Source organism: Mesorhizobium sp. M0938 (assembly GCF_040319125.1).
GTDB classification, from domain to species: Bacteria; Pseudomonadota; Alphaproteobacteria; order Rhizobiales; family Rhizobiaceae; genus Mesorhizobium; species Mesorhizobium robiniae.
This window is the reverse complement of record NZ_JAMYNS010000007.1, coordinates 256,261-273,832: the sequence shown is the minus strand read 5'-3', so window position 1 is coordinate 273,832 and position 17,572 is coordinate 256,261. Positions and strand designations below refer to the sequence as shown.

At 61.1% G+C, this 17,572-nt stretch carries 14 protein-coding genes; all 14 read right to left on the bottom strand.

Annotated features, from left to right (window positions below; genetic code table 11):
• Positions 1-3 precede the first annotated feature (3 nt).
• The 14 genes from NKH73_RS15320 to NKH73_RS15255 all read right to left on the bottom strand — a co-directional run bounded on the left by NKH73_RS15320 (position 4) and on the right by NKH73_RS15255 (position 17,493).
• Complete coding sequence (locus NKH73_RS15320) at positions 4-1,161, bottom strand: acyl-CoA dehydrogenase family protein (protein ID WP_352932871.1); 1,158 nt, start codon at positions 1,159-1,161, stop codon at positions 4-6.
• Entirely contained in the window at positions 1,161-2,495 is a 1,335-nt protein-coding gene (locus NKH73_RS15315) for an MmgE/PrpD family protein (protein ID WP_352932868.1), read from the bottom strand. Before NKH73_RS15315 ends, NKH73_RS15320 begins: the two co-directional genes overlap by 1 nt.
• The gene (locus NKH73_RS15310; protein WP_352932865.1) at positions 2,492-3,658 is read right to left on the bottom strand and encodes a CaiB/BaiF CoA transferase family protein; all 1,167 of its coding nucleotides are present in this window, start codon (positions 3,656-3,658) and stop codon (positions 2,492-2,494) included. Before NKH73_RS15310 ends, NKH73_RS15315 begins: the two co-directional genes overlap by 4 nt.
• A gap of 116 nt (positions 3,659-3,774) precedes the next feature.
• Positions 3,775-4,737, bottom strand: a complete 963-nt coding sequence (locus tag NKH73_RS15305) for a LysR family transcriptional regulator (RefSeq protein WP_352932862.1) — start codon at positions 4,735-4,737, stop codon at positions 3,775-3,777.
• A 77-nt stretch (positions 4,738-4,814) separates the two neighbouring features.
• Positions 4,815-5,765 carry a LysR family transcriptional regulator gene (locus tag NKH73_RS15300; RefSeq protein WP_352932859.1) on the bottom strand — a complete coding sequence of 317 codons (951 nt, stop codon included), beginning with the start codon at positions 5,763-5,765 and terminating at the stop codon, positions 4,815-4,817.
• A gap of 12 nt (positions 5,766-5,777) precedes the next feature.
• Complete coding sequence (locus tag NKH73_RS15295; protein ID WP_352932856.1) at positions 5,778-7,655, bottom strand: hypothetical protein; 1,878 nt, start codon at positions 7,653-7,655, stop codon at positions 5,778-5,780.
• Positions 7,652-8,116 carry a hypothetical protein gene (locus tag NKH73_RS15290; protein ID WP_352932853.1) on the bottom strand — a complete coding sequence of 155 codons (465 nt, stop codon included), beginning with the start codon at positions 8,114-8,116 and terminating at the stop codon, positions 7,652-7,654. Before NKH73_RS15290 ends, NKH73_RS15295 begins: the two co-directional genes overlap by 4 nt.
• A 28-nt stretch (positions 8,117-8,144) precedes the next feature.
• A complete protein-coding gene (locus NKH73_RS15285) occupies positions 8,145-10,337 on the bottom strand; it encodes a flotillin family protein (protein ID WP_352932850.1) in 2,193 nt (730 codons plus the stop codon).
• 59 nt (positions 10,338-10,396) lie between these two features.
• The gene (locus tag NKH73_RS15280; RefSeq protein WP_352932847.1) at positions 10,397-11,086 is read right to left on the bottom strand and encodes a bacteriorhodopsin; all 690 of its coding nucleotides are present in this window, start codon (positions 11,084-11,086) and stop codon (positions 10,397-10,399) included.
• A 9-nt stretch (positions 11,087-11,095) separates the two neighbouring features.
• Positions 11,096-12,499 (bottom strand): ABC transporter permease, encoded by a 1,404-nt coding sequence (locus NKH73_RS15275; protein WP_352932845.1) that lies wholly within the window; start codon positions 12,497-12,499, stop codon positions 11,096-11,098.
• Positions 12,496-13,875: an ABC transporter permease gene (locus NKH73_RS15270; RefSeq protein ID WP_352932843.1), complete on the bottom strand. Its 1,380-nt coding sequence runs from the start codon at positions 13,873-13,875 to the stop codon at positions 12,496-12,498. Before NKH73_RS15270 ends, NKH73_RS15275 begins: the two co-directional genes overlap by 4 nt.
• Before the next feature lie 23 nt (positions 13,876-13,898).
• Positions 13,899-14,855 (bottom strand): alpha/beta fold hydrolase, encoded by a 957-nt coding sequence (locus tag NKH73_RS15265; RefSeq protein WP_352932840.1) that lies wholly within the window; start codon positions 14,853-14,855, stop codon positions 13,899-13,901.
• 21 nt (positions 14,856-14,876) lie between these two features.
• Positions 14,877-15,281 (bottom strand): hypothetical protein, encoded by a 405-nt coding sequence (locus NKH73_RS15260; protein WP_006326052.1) that lies wholly within the window; start codon positions 15,279-15,281, stop codon positions 14,877-14,879.
• 37 nt (positions 15,282-15,318) lie between these two features.
• Positions 15,319-17,493, bottom strand: coding sequence for a YbhB/YbcL family Raf kinase inhibitor-like protein (locus NKH73_RS15255; protein WP_352932837.1), 2,175 nt, complete (start codon positions 17,491-17,493; stop codon positions 15,319-15,321).
• Positions 17,494-17,572 lie beyond the last annotated feature (79 nt).

Below are 17,572 nucleotides of genomic sequence, written 5' to 3'. Positions count from 1 at the left end.
CTGTCAGTACGAACGTGGCATCCCGAGCACATGCTCGGAGAGGTAGGACAGGATGAGGTTCGTCGAGATCGGCGCAACCTGGTAAAGCCTGGTCTCGCGAAACTTGCGTTCGACGTCATACTCTTCAGCGAACCCGAAGCCGCCATGCGTCTGGATACAGGCGTTCGCGGCTTCATTGGAAGCATCAGCAGCCAGCATCTTGGCCATGTTCGCTTCAGCGCCGCAGTCCTGACCGGCCTCATAGAGCCGCGTGGCCTCGCGGACCATGAGTTCGGCTGCACGCATGTTCGCATAAGCCCTGGCGATAGGAAACTGGACGCCCTGGTTGGCGCCGATCGCCCTGCCGAAGACGTTACGTTCGCCCGCGTAAGTGGAAGCCTTGTTGATCAGCCACTTGGCGTCGCCGACACATTCGGCGGCGATCAGGATCCGCTCGGCATTCATTCCGGAGAGGATGTACCGAAAGCCCTTGCCCTCCTCACCGACCAGGTTTTCGGCAGGGACCTTCACGTTGTCGAAAAAGACTTCCGTTGTGGAATGGTTCATCATCGTCCGGATCGGCCGGATTGAGAGACCCTGCTTGAGCGCTTCCTGCATATCGAGAATGAACACGGATAGGCCGTCAGTGCGCTTGACGACCTGACCCTTCGGGGTGGTCCGGGCGAGCAGCAGCATGAGATCCGAGTATTCGGCCCGACTGGTCCAGATCTTCTGACCGTTGACCACGTAGTGATCGCCGTCCTTCCGCGCGAAGGTACGGATTGACGTGGTGTCGGTGCCGCTGGTCGGTTCGGTGACACCGAATGCCTGCAGCCTCAATTCTCCGGAGGCGATTTGCGGAAGATAGCGCTGCTTCTGCGATTCGTTGCCATGGCGAAGCACCGTGCCCATGACATACATCTGCGCATGGCAAGCCGCTCCATTGCATCCCGACCGTTGAATCTCCTCTAGCACGGCGGCCGCGGCCGAAAGCGTCAAGCCCGACCCGCCAAATTCCTCGGGGATCAGCGTCGCCAGGTAGCCGGCCTCGGTCAACGCGTTGACGAAATCCACGGGGTAGGCGCGGTCGGCATCGAGCTTGCGCCAGTATTCGCCCGGAAATCGCTCGCAGAGCCGACGCACGGCGTCGCGGATGTCCTCGTTGTCAAAGTCCTTGAACATCAGGCGCTCCGCGCGGCATGAACCTGGAGACGCTCGCCCCCAGCAGTTTCAAACAGACCGAGCGAGCGCACCGGACGGTTGTCGGTAAGGCCAAGGATAGCGCCGATCAAGTCGTCTGCACGGGCTTGCGTGGTGCCGCCGGCGACGAGCTGCGTGCGCGCCTTCTGAGACAGCTCGGCCGCCGTCACCGGATTGTCGGGATCGCCCTTGGCGTCGTGTCGGGCGGCGGAAAGGCGCCTGCCGGATGCCGTCTCGACGATCACCTCGGCGCCCCACGATTCCGGATAGGCGGCATCGATCGACGGTGCCAGCTCGACCTTGACCTTCCTCCGTCCGCCGACCATCCGTTGCCGTGAATCAGCATCGAAGCTGGCCTGGTCGACGCGGCCGTCCGCAAGCGCTATCGCCACCGTGTGCTGCAGCGAGAATTTGGCGCTGTATGGATCTTCGGGAGTAGGCCGGTCGCATACGTCGAGGGCAGCCCGGTAAGCGCGGACATGAACGCTTGCGATGGACTCCCCGGCGATCTCGTCGTGCAAGGCGATCGCGCCGTCGATCGCCGGATGGGTGTGTCTGCAGCACGGCCATGGCTTGATCGAGGTGCTGATCAGTTGCCAGGCCCGCTCAGGCCCTGCCGTGACGGCCTCCGGAATCGGGTCCGGACACAGACCGGCGTAGAAGCCCTTTTCACCTTCGAGGATGTTCTGCGCGCCCGTGAACCCCTCCTTGGCCAGGAGCGAGGCGAGGACGCCTGATTCCGCGGCCTTGGCGGTGTGAAGATGTTTGCTCATGGCGCCCTCGGCAAGGAACTCCCAAAGCCCCGATGACTGGGTACCCGCATTCCCAAGCGCCCATACGGTCCTGGTGTCGTCGAGGCCGAGGAGCTCCGCCACGGCAAACGCCGCACCGAACGGCCCGCAGGTCGAGGTGTTGTGCCAGACCCGGTAATGCTTCTTGCCTACGGACATGCCGACCCTGCAGCAGGCCTCGTATCCTGCGAGAACTGCGCGAAGAAACGCGTCACCGCCAAGATCGTGATCGTGGGCTACCGCCCAGGCGGCAGGAATGACAACGCTGCCCGGATGGGTCACCGAGTCCCGGTGGAGATCATCCATCTCCAAGATATGCGCTAGGCCGCCCAGGTAGAACGCCTTGCGGGCGGTATCGGCTTGCGACAGCGGGGCGACCGCCTTCAGCATGCGGGCGGGCTCGGTCGGCAACGCGCCAAGGGCGCAGGCAAGCGTATCCAGGACGAACAGCGATGCCCATTCGAGGTCGCGGTCGGTCACCGGCTTTTCACGGATCAAGCGGGTCAGGTCACGGGTCAAGCTCATAGTGCTGCACTACCTATCCGTTTGGGATCCGCCGTGTCCGGAGGACCGAACTCGCGCCGCAAAACCACGTCGTGTTCACCGAGTGAAGGCACCCGGCCAAGCGCGGTGCGCTTACCATTGACCGTCACAGGCGGCGCAAACAGCTCGACTTGACCGACGGAGGTCTCCACCGGGACCTTGGTGGCACTGCGATGCACCGCCAGATCGGCCATGGTCGACACACGGCCATAAGCAATTCTGACCTTGTCAAGCAATTCGCATAATCCAGACATGGTGTAGGTGGCCAAGATCGCCTGCACGCATGCGTCAAGCGGCTCGCGGTTTTTGATGCGAAGCACGTTGCGTTCGAATCTCGGGTCCGTTGCAACCAATGGCTGGCGCAGGACAGTGTCGCAGAAGACGACCCATTCGCGTTCGTTCTGGACGGCGATCAGGATTTCCCCGTCACTCACCTGAAACAGCCCATAGGGCGCGATCGAGGGGTGGGCGAGCCCAAGCCGCCGCGGCTCCTTGCCGCCGTAATGGCGCGCCAGATATGGTACGTTCATGTATTCGGCGAGGGTGTCAAAAAGGGAAAGCTGCAGGTGAGCCCCTTCCCCGGTTCGGCCGCGCATGATCAGGGCTTCGAGGATAGCGGCGTAGGCCCCCTGCCCCGTAGCGATATCAGAGAGCGATATGCCGACCCGTGTCGGGCCAGACGTTGCGGACCCAGTGACCCCTGCCAAGCCCGCTTCGGCCTGGATCAGCAGATCGTAGGCTTTCCGCTCGTGATCGGGTGTTCCCGGTGCGTAGCCGCCGATGTCGCAGACGATCAGCCTTGGGAACCGCCGCCTGAGGTCGGCGCTGCCGATGCCGAGCCTGTCGGTTGCGCCAGGCGCAAGGTTCTGGACGAACACGTCGGCGGTCGCGAGCATGGATTCGACCAGCGCATGATCATCGGGCTGCTTCAGATCGACGGTGCAGGACTGCTTGCCGCGGTTGTTCCATATGAAATAGCTGGAGAGGCCGTGAACATAGTCGTCATAGCCGCGCGCGAAGTCACCCTCGGGGCGCTCGAGCTTGATGACCCGCGCGCCCGCGTCGGCCAGACGGGACGTCGCCAATGGCGCGGCCACGGCCTGCTCCAGCGAGATGACGGTTGTTCCCTCCAGCGCGCCTGGCATGGCTCGCTCCTTATGCTGCTTTTCCAACACCATCGCACCGGAAGGGGTCCTTCCGTCAAATAGCGTTTTGTAATGGGAGGTATAGCGAAACGGTACAGCCGCCCGCCCGCAGCACCCTAGCCGAAGAGGGCGGGTCGCTGGTTTTCGTTGGATAGCTCGGCGCTCCAGACCTGGTCCTTGACCAGTTGGCGCAGGATCTCCCACGATAGCTGCCCGACGGCGCGAGGCGCCGTCTGCAACGGGCGTTCGGTCGAGTAAGCGAGGTACACTTTCCGTGTAATCGGCGGGTTTTGGAAACTCCACGCCCGAAACAGGCCAGCCTGCGCCTCAGCGTTAATCGCCATCCGCGGCAGGATCCCGTAACCGATCCCGCGTGTCACCAGTCTCTTGATTTGGCTGTAGGAGTCGATTTCGATGGCCGGATTGATGGCGACCCGGACTGACGTTGCCACGGCTTCGATCAGTTCTCGCAGGCCGTGGCCTGGGCCTGGCACAACGAGGGGCAATCCGGCAACGTCGCGAAGCTCCACGGAAGAGCCCTGCAAGTCGGCATGGCCCTGCATCGACGGACTGGCAAAGAGACAGATTTCCTCCGACAAGCCGTGATGGACCGCGAGCCCCCGGGGATCCGAAGTTGCATAAATCATCGCGAGGTCAACCTCGCCCCGCTTCAGCCATTCCAGAATGTAGCCGCTCATCGCCTCAACGATGCGAATGCGCACTTCGGGGAAACGCTCGCGGGCGGCCTCAATCAACGGCGCCGCGAGAAGCTCGCTGACCGTACCGGGCAGGCCGAAACGCACTTCGCCGCGAGGGGCTATGGCGGCGCCCCGGACACTGTCGTTAATTTCGGCAAACTCGGCAAGGATGCTCTTAGCGTGCACCATCAGCCGCGTGCCTGCTTCAGTCGCACTGACGCCGTGCGGCCCGCGATGGAGGAGAGCAAGGCCAAGCTCCTCTTCCATGTGCCTGACATGCTGGCTCAACGCGGGCTGCGCCACATGGAGCTGCGACGCGGCCTTCGAGAACGAGCCGCTCTCAACGACCTTGGAAAAATATCTTAGCTGCCGAAGGTCCAAAAGGGCTCCCTACACTCCACGAAGGGCTAGCGTATAAGATTTTGTTATTGAGGCAACGACAAAAAACTGCTGTCGGTCTATCCCTGTCCCAACAAGGCCGCGTCGGCGCTGTCCATGGATCTCTTGATCCGCCCGGCCTGCCGGCGGACTTCATCGATCAGAGCGGCGAGCACCACGCTCCGGGTACTGGCCCCCTGGGGCCGGACCACGGCAATCGTGCGGGCCATGGCGCTGGCGGCGATCGCATAAGCACTCAGCACGTGCCCGGCCACTTCGCGCGTTACGCTCGAGTGCGGCAGAATGGTCGCGTACTGAATAGTTTTGTCAGCGACGACAGCTTTCACGGCGCTGAGCGAGTCGAGTTCGAGTTCCGGCTGCAGCGCGATCCCCCGTTCGCGGTAGACCTGATCGATGATCCGCCGCAATTCGTGGATTTCGCTCGGCAATATCAGCTTTAACCGCCTGATGTCTCCCAACTGGCGCGGCGCGTCGACCTGGGCGCGGGCATAGGAAGTTACCAGCACGAGGCGCTCGGCGAACAGATCGAGGATGTCGAGCTGATCCGGCGCGCTGGGCCGATAGGTGAGCGCAGCGTCGAGCCGGCCGCCGCGCATGAGACTGGCAAGGTCGCCGCTGTAGGCCTCGACAACATTCAGCGTCACACCCTGGTACTGGGCGTCAACAAAATTGCGGATGTTCTCCAGAAACAGCGGTACGATGGTCGGGCATATGCCGAGTGAGATCTCGCCCTTGAGCTTATCCGAGCGCTCACGCACCTCACGGACTGCATCATCGAGCCCATCGATATGCAGGCGCGACTGGCCCAGGAGGAACCGTCCTTCAGCCGTTGGCTCGGCACCGCGCCCACTTCGGTTGATCAGCGAGATACCGACTTCCTTTTCGAGCAGCTTGATTTGTCGCGTCAGCGACGGCTGGGCGACCCCTATGGATTGGGACGCACGGGAGAAGCCGCCGTGCTCGCAAACCGCGATGAAGTAGCGCAGACGCCTAAGGTCAATGCCTTCCATGCCCTGCCCCGGTTACCGGCCCGTCACGCGGTCGAGAAGCCGTGCGATCCACGGGGTCGTAACGGGCTCAAACAATGGGTTCACGTCCGGCACGAGGATGATCCTGTGGCGAGCACGTTCATCGATGACGGACAGGTGTCCCGGATAGGCCAGCCACCACACGATGAATACCCCGACAAACCAGAACAGGACCTGCCAGATCAGCAGCGAAGGCACCCCCGGCGCCACCACCGCGCCAGCAAAAATCGGCTCGCTGAAAAATGTGTTGCCGAGGATCGCACCGGGGCCGAGCGCGAAAAACGCCCACAGAAGCATGAGGGCCCATTTCGCCGTTATGGCCGCCTGGCTCCCGTTACGCGCCGGCTGGCTCTCCTCGAAAGCGTCGTGGAGGCGATCCCTGCGATCCCGCTCGGCGCCGCTGCGCGTAAACAGGGACACAAGCAGGCACGCCGTGAAATTCGTCGCAAGTCCCCATCCCGCCGAATGGACCGACAAGGGCCAGCGGCCCCATGGCAGGTCGACGAAGAGCCGCTCGAACAGCACCAGTCCAAAGCTCTCGGTGAACACCACGCAAAGGCTGCCCACAATCAATCCGGCCAGAACACCGCTGCGGCTGATCCAACGCACCCAGCACAGGCCGAGCACCGCCGGCAGCAGCTGTATAGACAGGCTGAGCGTGAGGGATGAGAAGATTGTCGCGCTGAGCGGCGCATAACTCGCGACGGCGGCGACAGCTGCGTAGACGAGGGCCAGGGTCACGCGCGCGGCAAACCGCGTCGAACGCTGGTCCATGCCCGGGATGATGTAGCGCGACGTCAGCTCGATGGTGCAGACCGATGCACCGGATCCGGCAAAGAATGCGACGGCGATCTGGCCCGACGCGACCAGAAGGACTGTAAAACCCACCGCCACCATCGGATCGAGCGTTGCCAGCCGTGTCGTGAAGGCTGTCAGCGAGCCATTGGCCGCAATCTCCGCGGCCAGAACCGGCCCGATCAGTATCAGAGCGCCAGCCGCGAGGCCCGCGTTCATCCAGACCTGGCCAAATGCAAAGCCGCGACGCGGCGCGCTTGTCACGCCCAGAAAGCTGAAGCCGGGACTGATCGCGATGCCGCCCAAAGACAGGGCGAACGTCAGTCCCGCGAAGGTGGTCCAGAGCCCCCCGGCCGGCAGCTCCTTGCCTATCCCGGCGCTAAACTGGATCACGCCAGGGATCTTGTCCGGCAGAACCCCGCTGGCTGTACCAATCCCGTTGGCGGCGAATGCCAATTTGTCGAGTGCAAAGCTCGTGAAACCGCCGAAAAAGATCATGAGAGCCAGGATCAGGAGGGACTGGGCGGCGACAAGATAGGCAATTCCGCGCCAGCCTCCGATCACGCTGCAGAGGAACAGGGCAAACCCGATCGACCATATTGCGAGACCGGCAGGAACGTCGTTGGCGGTCGCGGCGCTCACCAGGGCACCCGCCTGAGACAGGAACATCGCTGCAAAGGGGATGCTGAAAAGGAACAGCACGAACAGCAAATAGATGCGAAGCGTCGTGCTACCGAAGTAATCGCCCAGCAGGTCACCAAGTGTGCGCAGCGAGGTCAGCCTGGCGGCAAGCCAGACGCGCTTCTGCGTGATGGCGGCGCAAAGGGCGATACAGATGAGGCCGACTGCGACCTGGTTATATTGAAGGCCGAAGGTGGCGAGCAAAAGCAGATGATCGGGAAGGCTGACGCTGGCCAAGGTGATGCCGGCGCCGGCAAAGATGATTATCCATGGCGGCAACGCCAGGCCCGCGTCTACGAAATCACCGGGTTGCTGGGTGTGACGGCCGCTGATGGTCGCAAGGTAAAGGCCCAGGACCGCGACAACGCCGAGCACGGAAACCAAGAGCGAGGTCATGTATGGTCTCCCCGCGAGCGTTTTGAATCTCGGTCATCTGAGCGGAAGTCCCGGATAACGTCGAACGCTTCGAAGGCCTGTCGTGCCCCGTACCGGGTGATCAGGTAGAAAATGACCACAGCCCCCGTTGTGATAAGGCCGATGCTCAGCGGCAAGAAGTTATGCGCGGCAAACGGCGCGCTGATCAGCGACAAGACAACGAACAGCACAAGCGCGAGTCCGTAGATGACCAGGCCGAGTCCTAGTTCTCGAGGCGAGAAACCCGTCGCGTAGATCACATTGATGATCACGTGAGCGACAAAGCCCACCAGAATGGCCGCGAACCCGGCAAGGACATAGGGTGTTCCGCCCCGTGCAAATCCATACTCAAACAGGATCGCGGCGGGCAAGGCCGCTGCCAACCAGCAGGCCATGACCAAGGCGTGGCGGTCCAATGCTTCGTTTTTGCCGAGCGGGGTCATCGATTGCTCTCGCTAGTTTCGTACGCGCTCAGTCGTCCTTGTCCTTCGGCGCATCCGGACCCTGGAAGTTGCGGAACGACATGCCGCCGGCGCTTCCGAGGTTTTCGATGGGCAGTCCTAGGTCTTTCATGAGACCGTCTACGAAGGCGACCTGGGTGCGATATTTCATGGCGGAATTCACAACGCGGTCCGTCATGTTGCCGCCGCCCGAGCCGCCATCGCCGCCGGCCATCTCGGAAGGACTGTTGATGCCGGGCAGGCCTTCGACCTGGAGGATCTTGATCGACTCGATGTTTTCCATCGGTTTAACCGTCTCACGGATGATGCTCGGCAGATTGCTGACGAGGTTTTCGTAGATAGCGCTGCGTCTGCTGGCATCCGAACGGGTGTTTTCGGACTCGTTGAGCATTCGTTGTCCGGCGGCGTCCTTGGCATAGCGAACCTCGGCCGCATTGGACTCGGCAATTTCCGCCAGCGCCCTGAGTTCGGTTGCTTCCTTCTCGGCCTTTGCGGACGAGACGACGCGTTGGGCGTCACGCTCGACCCTGGACGAGGACTGAATGAGCTCGATCCGCTTGATGCGTTCGGCCACTTCTTCTTCGCGAGCGCTGTTGACCTGCTCTTCCTGTTCGACCTGTCTTTTCAGAGCTTCCGCCGCCTCGGTTTTTGCGTAGGCTTCCTCGATCGACTTGTTGATCACCGCGATCAGGCGCTCCTTGTCAACGATTTCGACTTCCTTCTGCTGCTCGATCTCAAACTTATCGACAAACTTCCGCGCAGCGATGCGCAACTCGTCGATCTGGCGGTTGGCGGCGATCGAGGCGTCCTGGATCTCCTGAAACGCCTTGGTTTCGGCAAGCTTGATCTTCTGGTTCTTCTCGATCTCCAGCTGCACGATCTCCTCGTCCACCCTCAAGCGTTCGACATCGACATCGTAACGTTTTTTCAGGCGCGCCTTTTCCTGGTCAGCCTCCGCAAGCTCGTTGCTGATGCGAACCTCTTTCGACTTCGCGACGGCCAGCAATTCAATGGTTTTGTCGGTCTCGATTCGATGCGACTCGATTATCCGCTGGTTCTCCAGTTTGGCCTGGTCGATCTCGGCCGATGACGTCGTCTCGATAATCGACAGCTCCTGACGCGAACGGATTTCAGACTCCTTCACATGCTGCTCGTTGTCGATCCGCTCCGCCTCGATTTCCCGGCGGTTCTGGATCCTCTGCATCTCGACTTCGCGGCGCGACATGATCTCGGTCATTTCAGTCTCTTGCTGCTTCTTGATCTCCAGCGAGCGCACCTCTGACTGAGTGTTGATCCGTTCGGAATCGATCAGCCGGTCCTTGGCGATACGAATCCGCTCGCTTTCTTGTTCGCTGCGGATCCTGGCGTTCTGAATACTGATTGTGGAGGTTGATCGCTCGGCCTCGATCTCGGCCAGCTGGGCGGCTTTGCGGATTTCGATAGCCTGCGTCTGTTCAATGCGGGCGTATTCGAGGTCACGCTCGATCTCCAGAGCCCGCTGCTCGGTCTCGAAATCCTTAAGCTTGATGCCGATCCGCGATTCGTTTTCGATGCGGTTGCGAAGCTGGCGGCGCTCCTCGATCTGCTCGGTCAACTGCGTCAGGCCTTCGGCATCGAACGCATTGGAGGGATCAAACACGGATATATCGGTTTGGTTGAGGCTGGTCAGAGAGGCGTTTTCAAGTTCGAGGCCATTTGACCCCAGGGTCGTCGCCGCCAGGGCGGCCACCTCACTCATGTAGCGGCCGCGGTTGGTGTGGATTTCATCCATGGTCATCGTGGAGGCGATGGCCGACATGGCATCTACGAACCGGCCCTGAACGATCTCCTTCAGCGCGGCAGGGTTCTGGGTGCGGTCACCGAGAGTGCGGGCCGCAGTCGACACCCCGGCTTCCGTCGGCACCACCCGCACGAAGAACTCGGCGATGATGTCGATGCGCATTTTGTTCTTGGTGATCAGGGATTGCTCACCGAGCCTGCGGATCTCCACCGGGATCGCGTTCATGTTGACGCGCGTGATGTCATGGACAATCGGGATGATCAGCGCACCGCCGCCCATGACCACCCGCTCGCCGCCGAGGCCGGTGCGGACGAACGACTGGTCTTTGGACGAGTGTCTGTAGAGCCAGTGCAGCAGATAGACACCGATCGCGATGATGATCGTTACGAGAATAACGACTGCGATCACATCTGAGCCATTCATGGGAAGATCCTCCACTTAACCGCGAGCGCCGAGCACGTTGGCGCGAAGATTGACAGCCTTCAGAAACGCTCTTCGCCGGCGACGGCGAGGACGATCATTGAGACGGCGATGAGATTGACAAGGTCGGCAATGGTGTAGAGCACGATGATGGGCGCCACGTGCCCGGTTCCGATAACAACGTCCACGAAATGCAGGATCGGGTAAATTGCCCAGCCGATCGTCATGATCAGCCTGATCCAGAAATAGCCGAGGCGGATCGGACGCGTCGACTTGCTGATGGCGTCCGCCATGGCGCCGAAATACAACTCGCCAAGGATATAGAGCCAGAAGGCGATCGACAGCAGCACACCAAGGGTCGGGTTGAAGATCCGTGCGTCACCAAGGTAACGGGCGAGCACCATCAGGATTGCCGCGGCCAGTGTCCGCCAGAACACGCCCACGGGTACTTTCCCTGCAATGCTGGCAAAGAAGAACACCGATGCGACCTGCATCGGCTGGGCCACGAACCACGCGACATAGCGTGAGGCGGCGCTGAGCTGCTGGCTCGCCAGCCAGATGTTGGAGGCTGCATAGTATTCAAGGCCCGACGCGAGGAGCGCAACGGCTGATAGCGCCAGAGGAACCCGCCAGCGCTCTGACGTCCATGTCAGGCCCAGCATTGCCAGTGCAGCCGTGGCAAACATGGCGAGGGTTGCAGCGCTGAGCGCGGTGCTGACCACGGCGCTGGACTGAAAGAGTGTTCCAAACATGGGCTTTCCCTAGACCTGGTCTCTGATGTGAGGGGCGCGGCCGTAGAGCGCGACCATCGGCAGGATCAGAAGACCGAAGATGAATTGTTGCCATTCGTATTTGAGCCCGATGCCGATCAGGAAGGCGCTCAGGACTTGCAGGACGAGAACCCCGATCACGGTGTAGCCATATCCGCCATATCCGCCCATGAGCGACGTCCCGCCGATCACCACCGCAGCCAGGGTTGTGAAGAGATACTGGTCGCCGACCCCGATGAACCCGCCGCCGCTCCAGCCAAGCAACAGGCATCCTGTCAAGGCGGCTGAGAAGCCGCTGATGGTGTAGGCGATGGTCCAGTATTTGAACTCGGAGACTCCGATCAGCTTGGCCGAGCGGCGATTGCCGCCCAGGGCGTAGATGTACCGGCCGAAGGCCGAGTAGCGCAGTCCGACAATGACGATAATGGCAATGACGATCCACAGCAGAATTGTCGGCGGGACTGCCAGGCCGAAGGTGCGGCCGTTCATGGCGGCAAGGTTCTGGAGCCACTTAGGCACGGTTCCAAAGACGTTGCCGCCGAACGAAGATCCGATGCTGGTCAGGATCTGGACGAGACCGGCGACAGCAAAGCCCATGCCGAGCGTCAGGATCAGAGCCTGGCCCTGCAGACGGTAGGATAGTACGCCATTGAGGAAGCCCAGGGCGGTGCCGATCAACAGCACAAAAATGACGGCCAGCCCCGATGGGACGCCAAGGCCGATCAGGAACAGAAGCCCGATGTTCGAAGACCCGATGACAAACGGGATCGAAAGGTCCAAACCGCCCAGCAACGCCACCAGCGTTTGCCCGACGCAGGCGATGCCCAGGAACGCTGCAAACAGCAGAATTGCTTTGATGTTGGTGGCGGAGAGAAACCCGTTGATGGTGAAGGAGCTGATCACGACCAGCGCCAGCAGCACAATCAGCCCAATAAAGGCGCTGCGGCCATGGGCGAAGCGGCTGCCGACCTTGAACGCAAAGACCAGGATTGCTTCGAGCAGCAGGAAGGCGATCAAATTGCCGAGGGACCTGAAGGACGGGACCGTGGCCGTGATCAGCAGATATACGATCAGCATCACCGCCATGGTGACGATCAGGATCCGGTTGCCGGCCCAGACGCCACCGGCGTCGGCCGGGGCTGCAGTGTCGGTTTCAAGCGACGAAGATCGGGCCTCGAAGATGACGGCGACGTAGTTGATCAGCCAAAAGAGCACGGCGGCCAGAACGATGGTGTAAAGGATGACGATCTGGGCGCTGAGCCCCTGCCAAAATCCCAGGCCGAAGCTGATCGCCGCCACCACGAATGTGACGGCGAGGTTAAGCCACACCAGGGCGCGCGAACGCGGGATGAAGAGGCCGCCTCTGCGGCTGCCGTCGGTGAAAGTCTGACTCATGGCCCGATCCCCAACGGTTGTCCTGTCGCCACAATTCCGGCCGCGTGGCTTTGCTCGCCGATGACCAGGAACAGGAGCAGGATGAGTGCCGAGACGAAAACATATATGAAGGCGCCCAGGCGCACGGAAACGGCTTCAGCCACGATGACGCGGACAGTGAACGTCAGCACGGCCAAGGTGACGGCGAAGCCGAAGACGATCTTTTGCAACGGCGTAAGGTCGGGCAAAGCTGGCCCGCCCCCCGACTGCATCGGCAGCAGCAGATAGCGCGTCATCACGTCCGGATTGGACTTGAAAGCCTCGCCGGCGACGGCCGCCACGCCGTAGGTATCGCGGGTGCTGACATACAGCATGATCCCGACGACCACGCAGCCCAGGACCACGAAGGCCGCAAAGGGTGAAATGAAGTGCAGGTATCGCCCGATGACGGGGACCAGCAGGGTCAGCAGGAGCGAAAGAACGAGGATCAGCCCGTAGAAAAGCTGCGTCACAAAGGCTTGCGTGGAGCCGAAATTGAACGTGGCTAGAACATAGCCAATAAGAAAGAGGTTGAGCGCACCTAGCAGCCCGCCTGCCACGCCACCGCGTCCACCGGACAGGCTGACCCCGCCCAGCACCAGGGCGGTCACCGCCGTCAGCGTCATGGTGGTGCCCTGTGTCGGATCTCCGGACGAGATCAGCGCGGTATAGCAGATTGCGCCGAGCCCAACGAAGAGGCCGGCGATGATGTGGGCACCGATCCGCACCACATTGATGCGGACACCGCTCGTATAAGCCGCACGCTCATCATAGCCCATCAAACGCAAATTCGCGTAGAACGAGGTCATGGTGAACAGCAGCCAGGCCGCGATAGCCAGCAGCACGATCAGCAGGATCGGTGAAAAGATCGTGTTGCCGAGGCCCCAGGACGACATCCAGTCCGGTGCGGTACCGCCTGGTCTTGGGAGGATTACGAGGTTGATACCGGTCAGGGCCAGAAAGCCACTGAGCGCCACGATGATCGGCTGGACGCGCACGAAAATGATGATGAGGGCAAAGAAGAGTTGATAGAGAACGCCGATCCCCAGGGCGACCAGAAAGACGCCAAAGGGACCCGTGACGATGCCGAGGCCGTTGAGCTTGACGATCGTCACGTTGATGAAAGCGAGCAAGGGTCCGACGGCCAGGTCGACTGTCCCACGTCCCGCCACGGCCAGAGCCATGAGTGAGAATGTCGCCAGGATCAGGGGGGCCGACACGATGATCGCGCTGCCGAACCCCGACAAGGATACAAGGTTCGGCCCCCTGATGACCGCGGTGCTCAGGAGCAGCGCGATCAGCAGGATCGGGACCAACAGGTAGGTGTTTTGGGAACCCCTGGACTGCGACATCAACATTTGTCTTTCGTTGCCAAAGCAACCTAGAACTCAATGACCTTCCGGCCCTCATTGGGCCGCTCGCTGCGAGAGGACGACCGGCTTTCGGAAATGCTGCGCCCCGACAGGGCATTGCCTCCCTGGCCACGCCGCTCCGGATCCGCGCTGAGGATTTTCTTCAGCACCGGGGTGATGACTTCCTTGAACTTCGCCGGATCTTCCGATGTCGGGAAGTGGCCACCGCCGAAGATGACACATTCCGAATTCTTCACCTTTTCGGCCGTGCGCTGGGTCATTTCGGGCGTGCAGGCGAAATCATACTCGCCAGTCAGAAAGTAGATCGGCACCTTCCCGGAGATTTTCTGGCACTGGTCGCGGAAATCCGAATCGACGCTGTAGAAATACAGGTCGCCCTTGAAGATGCCGGGGCCGCCCTGTGCATAGTACCACCAGGTCTCCCACCGGTAATCGTCAGGGGACTGCGGTGCCATCAGACCGAATACAGAGGTCGCGACCACCTCGCCACCGTGGATATGGGGGTGATGCAGCGGATCGATCCACCATCCCGGGGAATAGTCGCAGGCCTCGAGTGCGATAAAGGCCGAAAACTCGCTTTCATGGCGCAACGCCAGCGCCAGGCAGATGTTGCCGCCCATCGATTGGCCCATGAGGACCGGCTTGCGCAGATCCAGCGCCCGGCAGAACGCCACGATGAACTCACAGTAGAATTTGGTTGTGAGTTTGTATTCGTCTTCCATCAGGTGAAAGTCTGCCGGCGGGATCGACTTGCCGTGCCAAGGCATGTCGAAAGCGATGACGCGGAAATTCTGGCTGATATCCGGGTCGCATAGCTGGTGCCGATACTGGCGCCCGTCCGTGCCGGCCGTGTGCAGGCAGACCATCGGAATGCCCTCGCCGTGTTCCTCGTAATAGGTGCGGTACGTCTTGCCTTCGCACTGGACGTAGACGTAGCGCCCAACGATTGGATCGTGTGTATTCATGACAACTCTCCTGCGCTGCCGTTAAACTTGTCGCATCAGCGAGAGCATGCGCGTCAGCGCCCGCAGATTCTGCCAGAACGGAAGCGAATTGCCCTCGATGATAAGCTGCTTGTGCAGCGGATGCGCCATCGCCCAGATGTCGTTGAACATCGGCGGTGGGATTTCCTGGGCAAACTTCGACCAAGCGCTGCTCGGCGCCTTGAGCCAGAATTCGACACCCATGTCGTTCGGAGTGAGGCCTTGCGCGATCTTCTGGATCTTGCCGCCCCGGACGTCGACGAGATATTCCGTGTCGTCGAAGCCAAGCACGAACTTGCTCGTGAAAAACCGCCCTACTACCGGCAAGATGCGGTCGTCATTGACCTTCCTTGCCCATCGCTCGATCCACTCCAGATCAAAGCTGCTCCTGCTTCCATATCTACTCATGCGATCCTCCTGATTGGGGAATTACTATGCCCGGTTTTTACGAGGGCAGAGACTTCTTTGCCGGCCCGTAGACTGCCACGAACGACACTGCATCTATGGCCACCGGCATGACCGCGGCCGCAAATGCGCCAAGATCGGCGTCAGCCGCCAACTCGACTTTGTCCGCTTTGAGCGCATAGAGCGTGAAAAAGTACCGGTGAGCCCGGTCCGGTGGCCAAGGGCCGCCATACCCCTTGCCGAACCCCGGGATCTTGAATGTCACGAAGTCGCTGTTGAACTCAGCAGCGCCGTGCGGCAGCCGCAAGCTGCCGCTGGCGCCCTCCGGTAGTTCACGAACCTCGACCGGAATGTTCGCCACCAGCCAGTGCGCAAACGAGCGGGGAAAGTTAAACGCTTCCGGCAGATCAGGATCGGTAACGGCCAAGGCAAAGCTGCGGGTGCCTGCCGGCGGCCCTGACCAAATGAGTCTCGGCGAAAGCCGGTTGTCCTCAGCGAACCGGTCCGGGATGACGCTACCTGGCGCGATATCAGGACAACTCAGCATAAAAGACGGGGTGGCCGCCATATGGTTTACCTCCTGGTTCAGCAGCGTCACAGGTCTCGGCACCGGCCTGCCCTGCTCAAGTCTGGGATTGTGCTTCTCGGCGACCGTGACCGGGCTGCCAGGGCCGTTCTCGTTGGCGGCATCGCCGGGCAAGCGCGCCGTCGCGCGGCGGCCAAACATGGCGTTGAGGATGGCATGGCCATTGAAAGGCGGTTCGAAATCCGCCGATATAGCGCCATTGCGAAACACGTGAACCCGTGTGCACAGGTTCAGAAACTCCTCCAGTTCGCTGGACAGGAAGACCACGGCGTTGCCGCGCGCGGCGAACTCCTTGAGATTGCGGTAGAGATCGAGCTTGGCCCCTACGTCTATCCCGCGCGCAGGATCGTTGAGCACCAGAACCACCGGCTTTTCCGCGAAGGCCCTGGCAATCAGTACCTTTTGCTGGTTGCCGCCCGACAGCGACGTGATGAGGTTCTCCGGGCTCCCCATCTTGACGGCCAGTTTGCTGGATTCCCACTCAAACACCGGCGTCAGCTTGGGGCGGTTAATGAAGTTGAGCACCCCGCCGGACCGAAATTCGCGATACACCGGAAGCAGCAGGTTCTCGTAAATGCTCAGATTGGCAAAGATGCCCTCTTTCTTGCGATCGCCGCTGACATAGCTGATGTTATAGCGTCGCGCAGATGCGAGATCGGTAACCTCGCTGGCCTTGCCGTCATTGACCACCATCAACCGACCGGCGATCGGAGACTGGATGCCAGCGATGCATCTTACGAAATCCGCCTGCCCCTGCCCGTCTAGTCCGGTGATCCCGACGATCTCGCCGGGACACACGGTGAAATTGATCAAGGCAGCATCTGACCAGACCCGAAAATCGGTTGCGCGGAGGACCGGCCGATCGCCGAGCCGCGTCGGCAACGGCTGATCGCGGTTTGTGCCGCTGCGCTCGGCACCGGCAATCAGTTCGAGAATCCTGGCCTCGGTAATCTCTTCTTTCGCAAGCCTGCCGACATCCACGCCGTCGCGCAAAACCGTCGCGCGGTCGGCGATACGCACCAGCTCGGCGATACGGTGGGTGACGACCAGAATGCTTGCCCCCCCTTGCTTGAGCTGCCGCAGCTTGCGGAACAGCCTTTCCGTGGAATCGAAGTCGAGCGCAGCCGAGGACTCGTCGAGGATCAGGACCTTGGGATCAGTCAGAAGAGCCCTGGCTATCGTCACCCATTGTTTGACGCTCAGGGGTAGCTCACTCACCAACCCGGAGAGATCGATGTCAAAGCCGAGGAGTTCGCGCATCAATGCGGATGCCTTGATTTCTTTTTCTTCGCGGTTCATGGACGAGCCCAAAAGGCCATCCGCGCCCAAATAGAGGTTATCCAGCACCGAGCATTCGTCCGCGACGAGCACCTCCTGAAACACATTTGAGATGCCCAGCTGGCGCGCCTCGTGCGGAGACGTTGCCGACTTTCCAAGGATCGACACCTGGCCACTGTCCGGTATCAGTACCCCGGAGATGACCTTCGCCAGCGTGCTCTTGCCCGAGCCGTTGCCGCCAATGATCGCGTGAACCTCCCCCGCGTAGGCCGTCAGGTTGCAACCGCCGAGCGCCACAGTCGGCCCGAAGGTCTTCCTGACCGATGAGAGTTCAACCGTGGGGTATGACATCATAGGTCCAGTTGGCCGACGTCGGTCGGCTAGACTTGCACGGAATGAAAGAAATGCCACCCCGTCAACGTTGACGGGG

Excerpts from the sequence above, each read along its gene's own strand:
- NKH73_RS15290 (WP_352932853.1), bottom strand. The coding sequence starts at position 8,116 with ATGACCCCGCTCGGCAAAAACGAAGCATTGGACCGCCACGCCTTGGTC.
- NKH73_RS15320 (WP_352932871.1), bottom strand. The coding sequence starts at position 1,161 with ATGTTCAAGGACTTTGACAACGAGGACATCCGCGACGCCGTGCGTCGG.
- NKH73_RS15255 (WP_352932837.1), bottom strand. The coding sequence starts at position 17,493 with ATGTCATACCCCACGGTTGAACTCTCATCGGTCAGGAAGACCTTCGGG.
- NKH73_RS15265 (WP_352932840.1), bottom strand. The coding sequence starts at position 14,855 with ATGAATACACACGATCCAATCGTTGGGCGCTACGTCTACGTCCAGTGC.
- NKH73_RS15300 (WP_352932859.1), bottom strand. The coding sequence starts at position 5,765 with ATGGAAGGCATTGACCTTAGGCGTCTGCGCTACTTCATCGCGGTTTGC.
- NKH73_RS15270 (WP_352932843.1), bottom strand. The coding sequence starts at position 13,875 with ATGTTGATGTCGCAGTCCAGGGGTTCCCAAAACACCTACCTGTTGGTC.
- NKH73_RS15310 (WP_352932865.1), bottom strand. The coding sequence starts at position 3,658 with ATGCCAGGCGCGCTGGAGGGAACAACCGTCATCTCGCTGGAGCAGGCC.
- NKH73_RS15295 (WP_352932856.1), bottom strand. The coding sequence starts at position 7,655 with ATGACCTCGCTCTTGGTTTCCGTGCTCGGCGTTGTCGCGGTCCTGGGC.
- NKH73_RS15260 (WP_006326052.1), bottom strand. The coding sequence starts at position 15,281 with ATGAGTAGATATGGAAGCAGGAGCAGCTTTGATCTGGAGTGGATCGAG.
- NKH73_RS15315 (WP_352932868.1), bottom strand. The coding sequence starts at position 2,495 with ATGAGCTTGACCCGTGACCTGACCCGCTTGATCCGTGAAAAGCCGGTG.
- NKH73_RS15285 (WP_352932850.1), bottom strand. The coding sequence starts at position 10,337 with ATGAATGGCTCAGATGTGATCGCAGTCGTTATTCTCGTAACGATCATC.
- NKH73_RS15280 (WP_352932847.1), bottom strand. The coding sequence starts at position 11,086 with ATGTTTGGAACACTCTTTCAGTCCAGCGCCGTGGTCAGCACCGCGCTC.
- NKH73_RS15275 (WP_352932845.1), bottom strand. The coding sequence starts at position 12,499 with ATGAGTCAGACTTTCACCGACGGCAGCCGCAGAGGCGGCCTCTTCATC.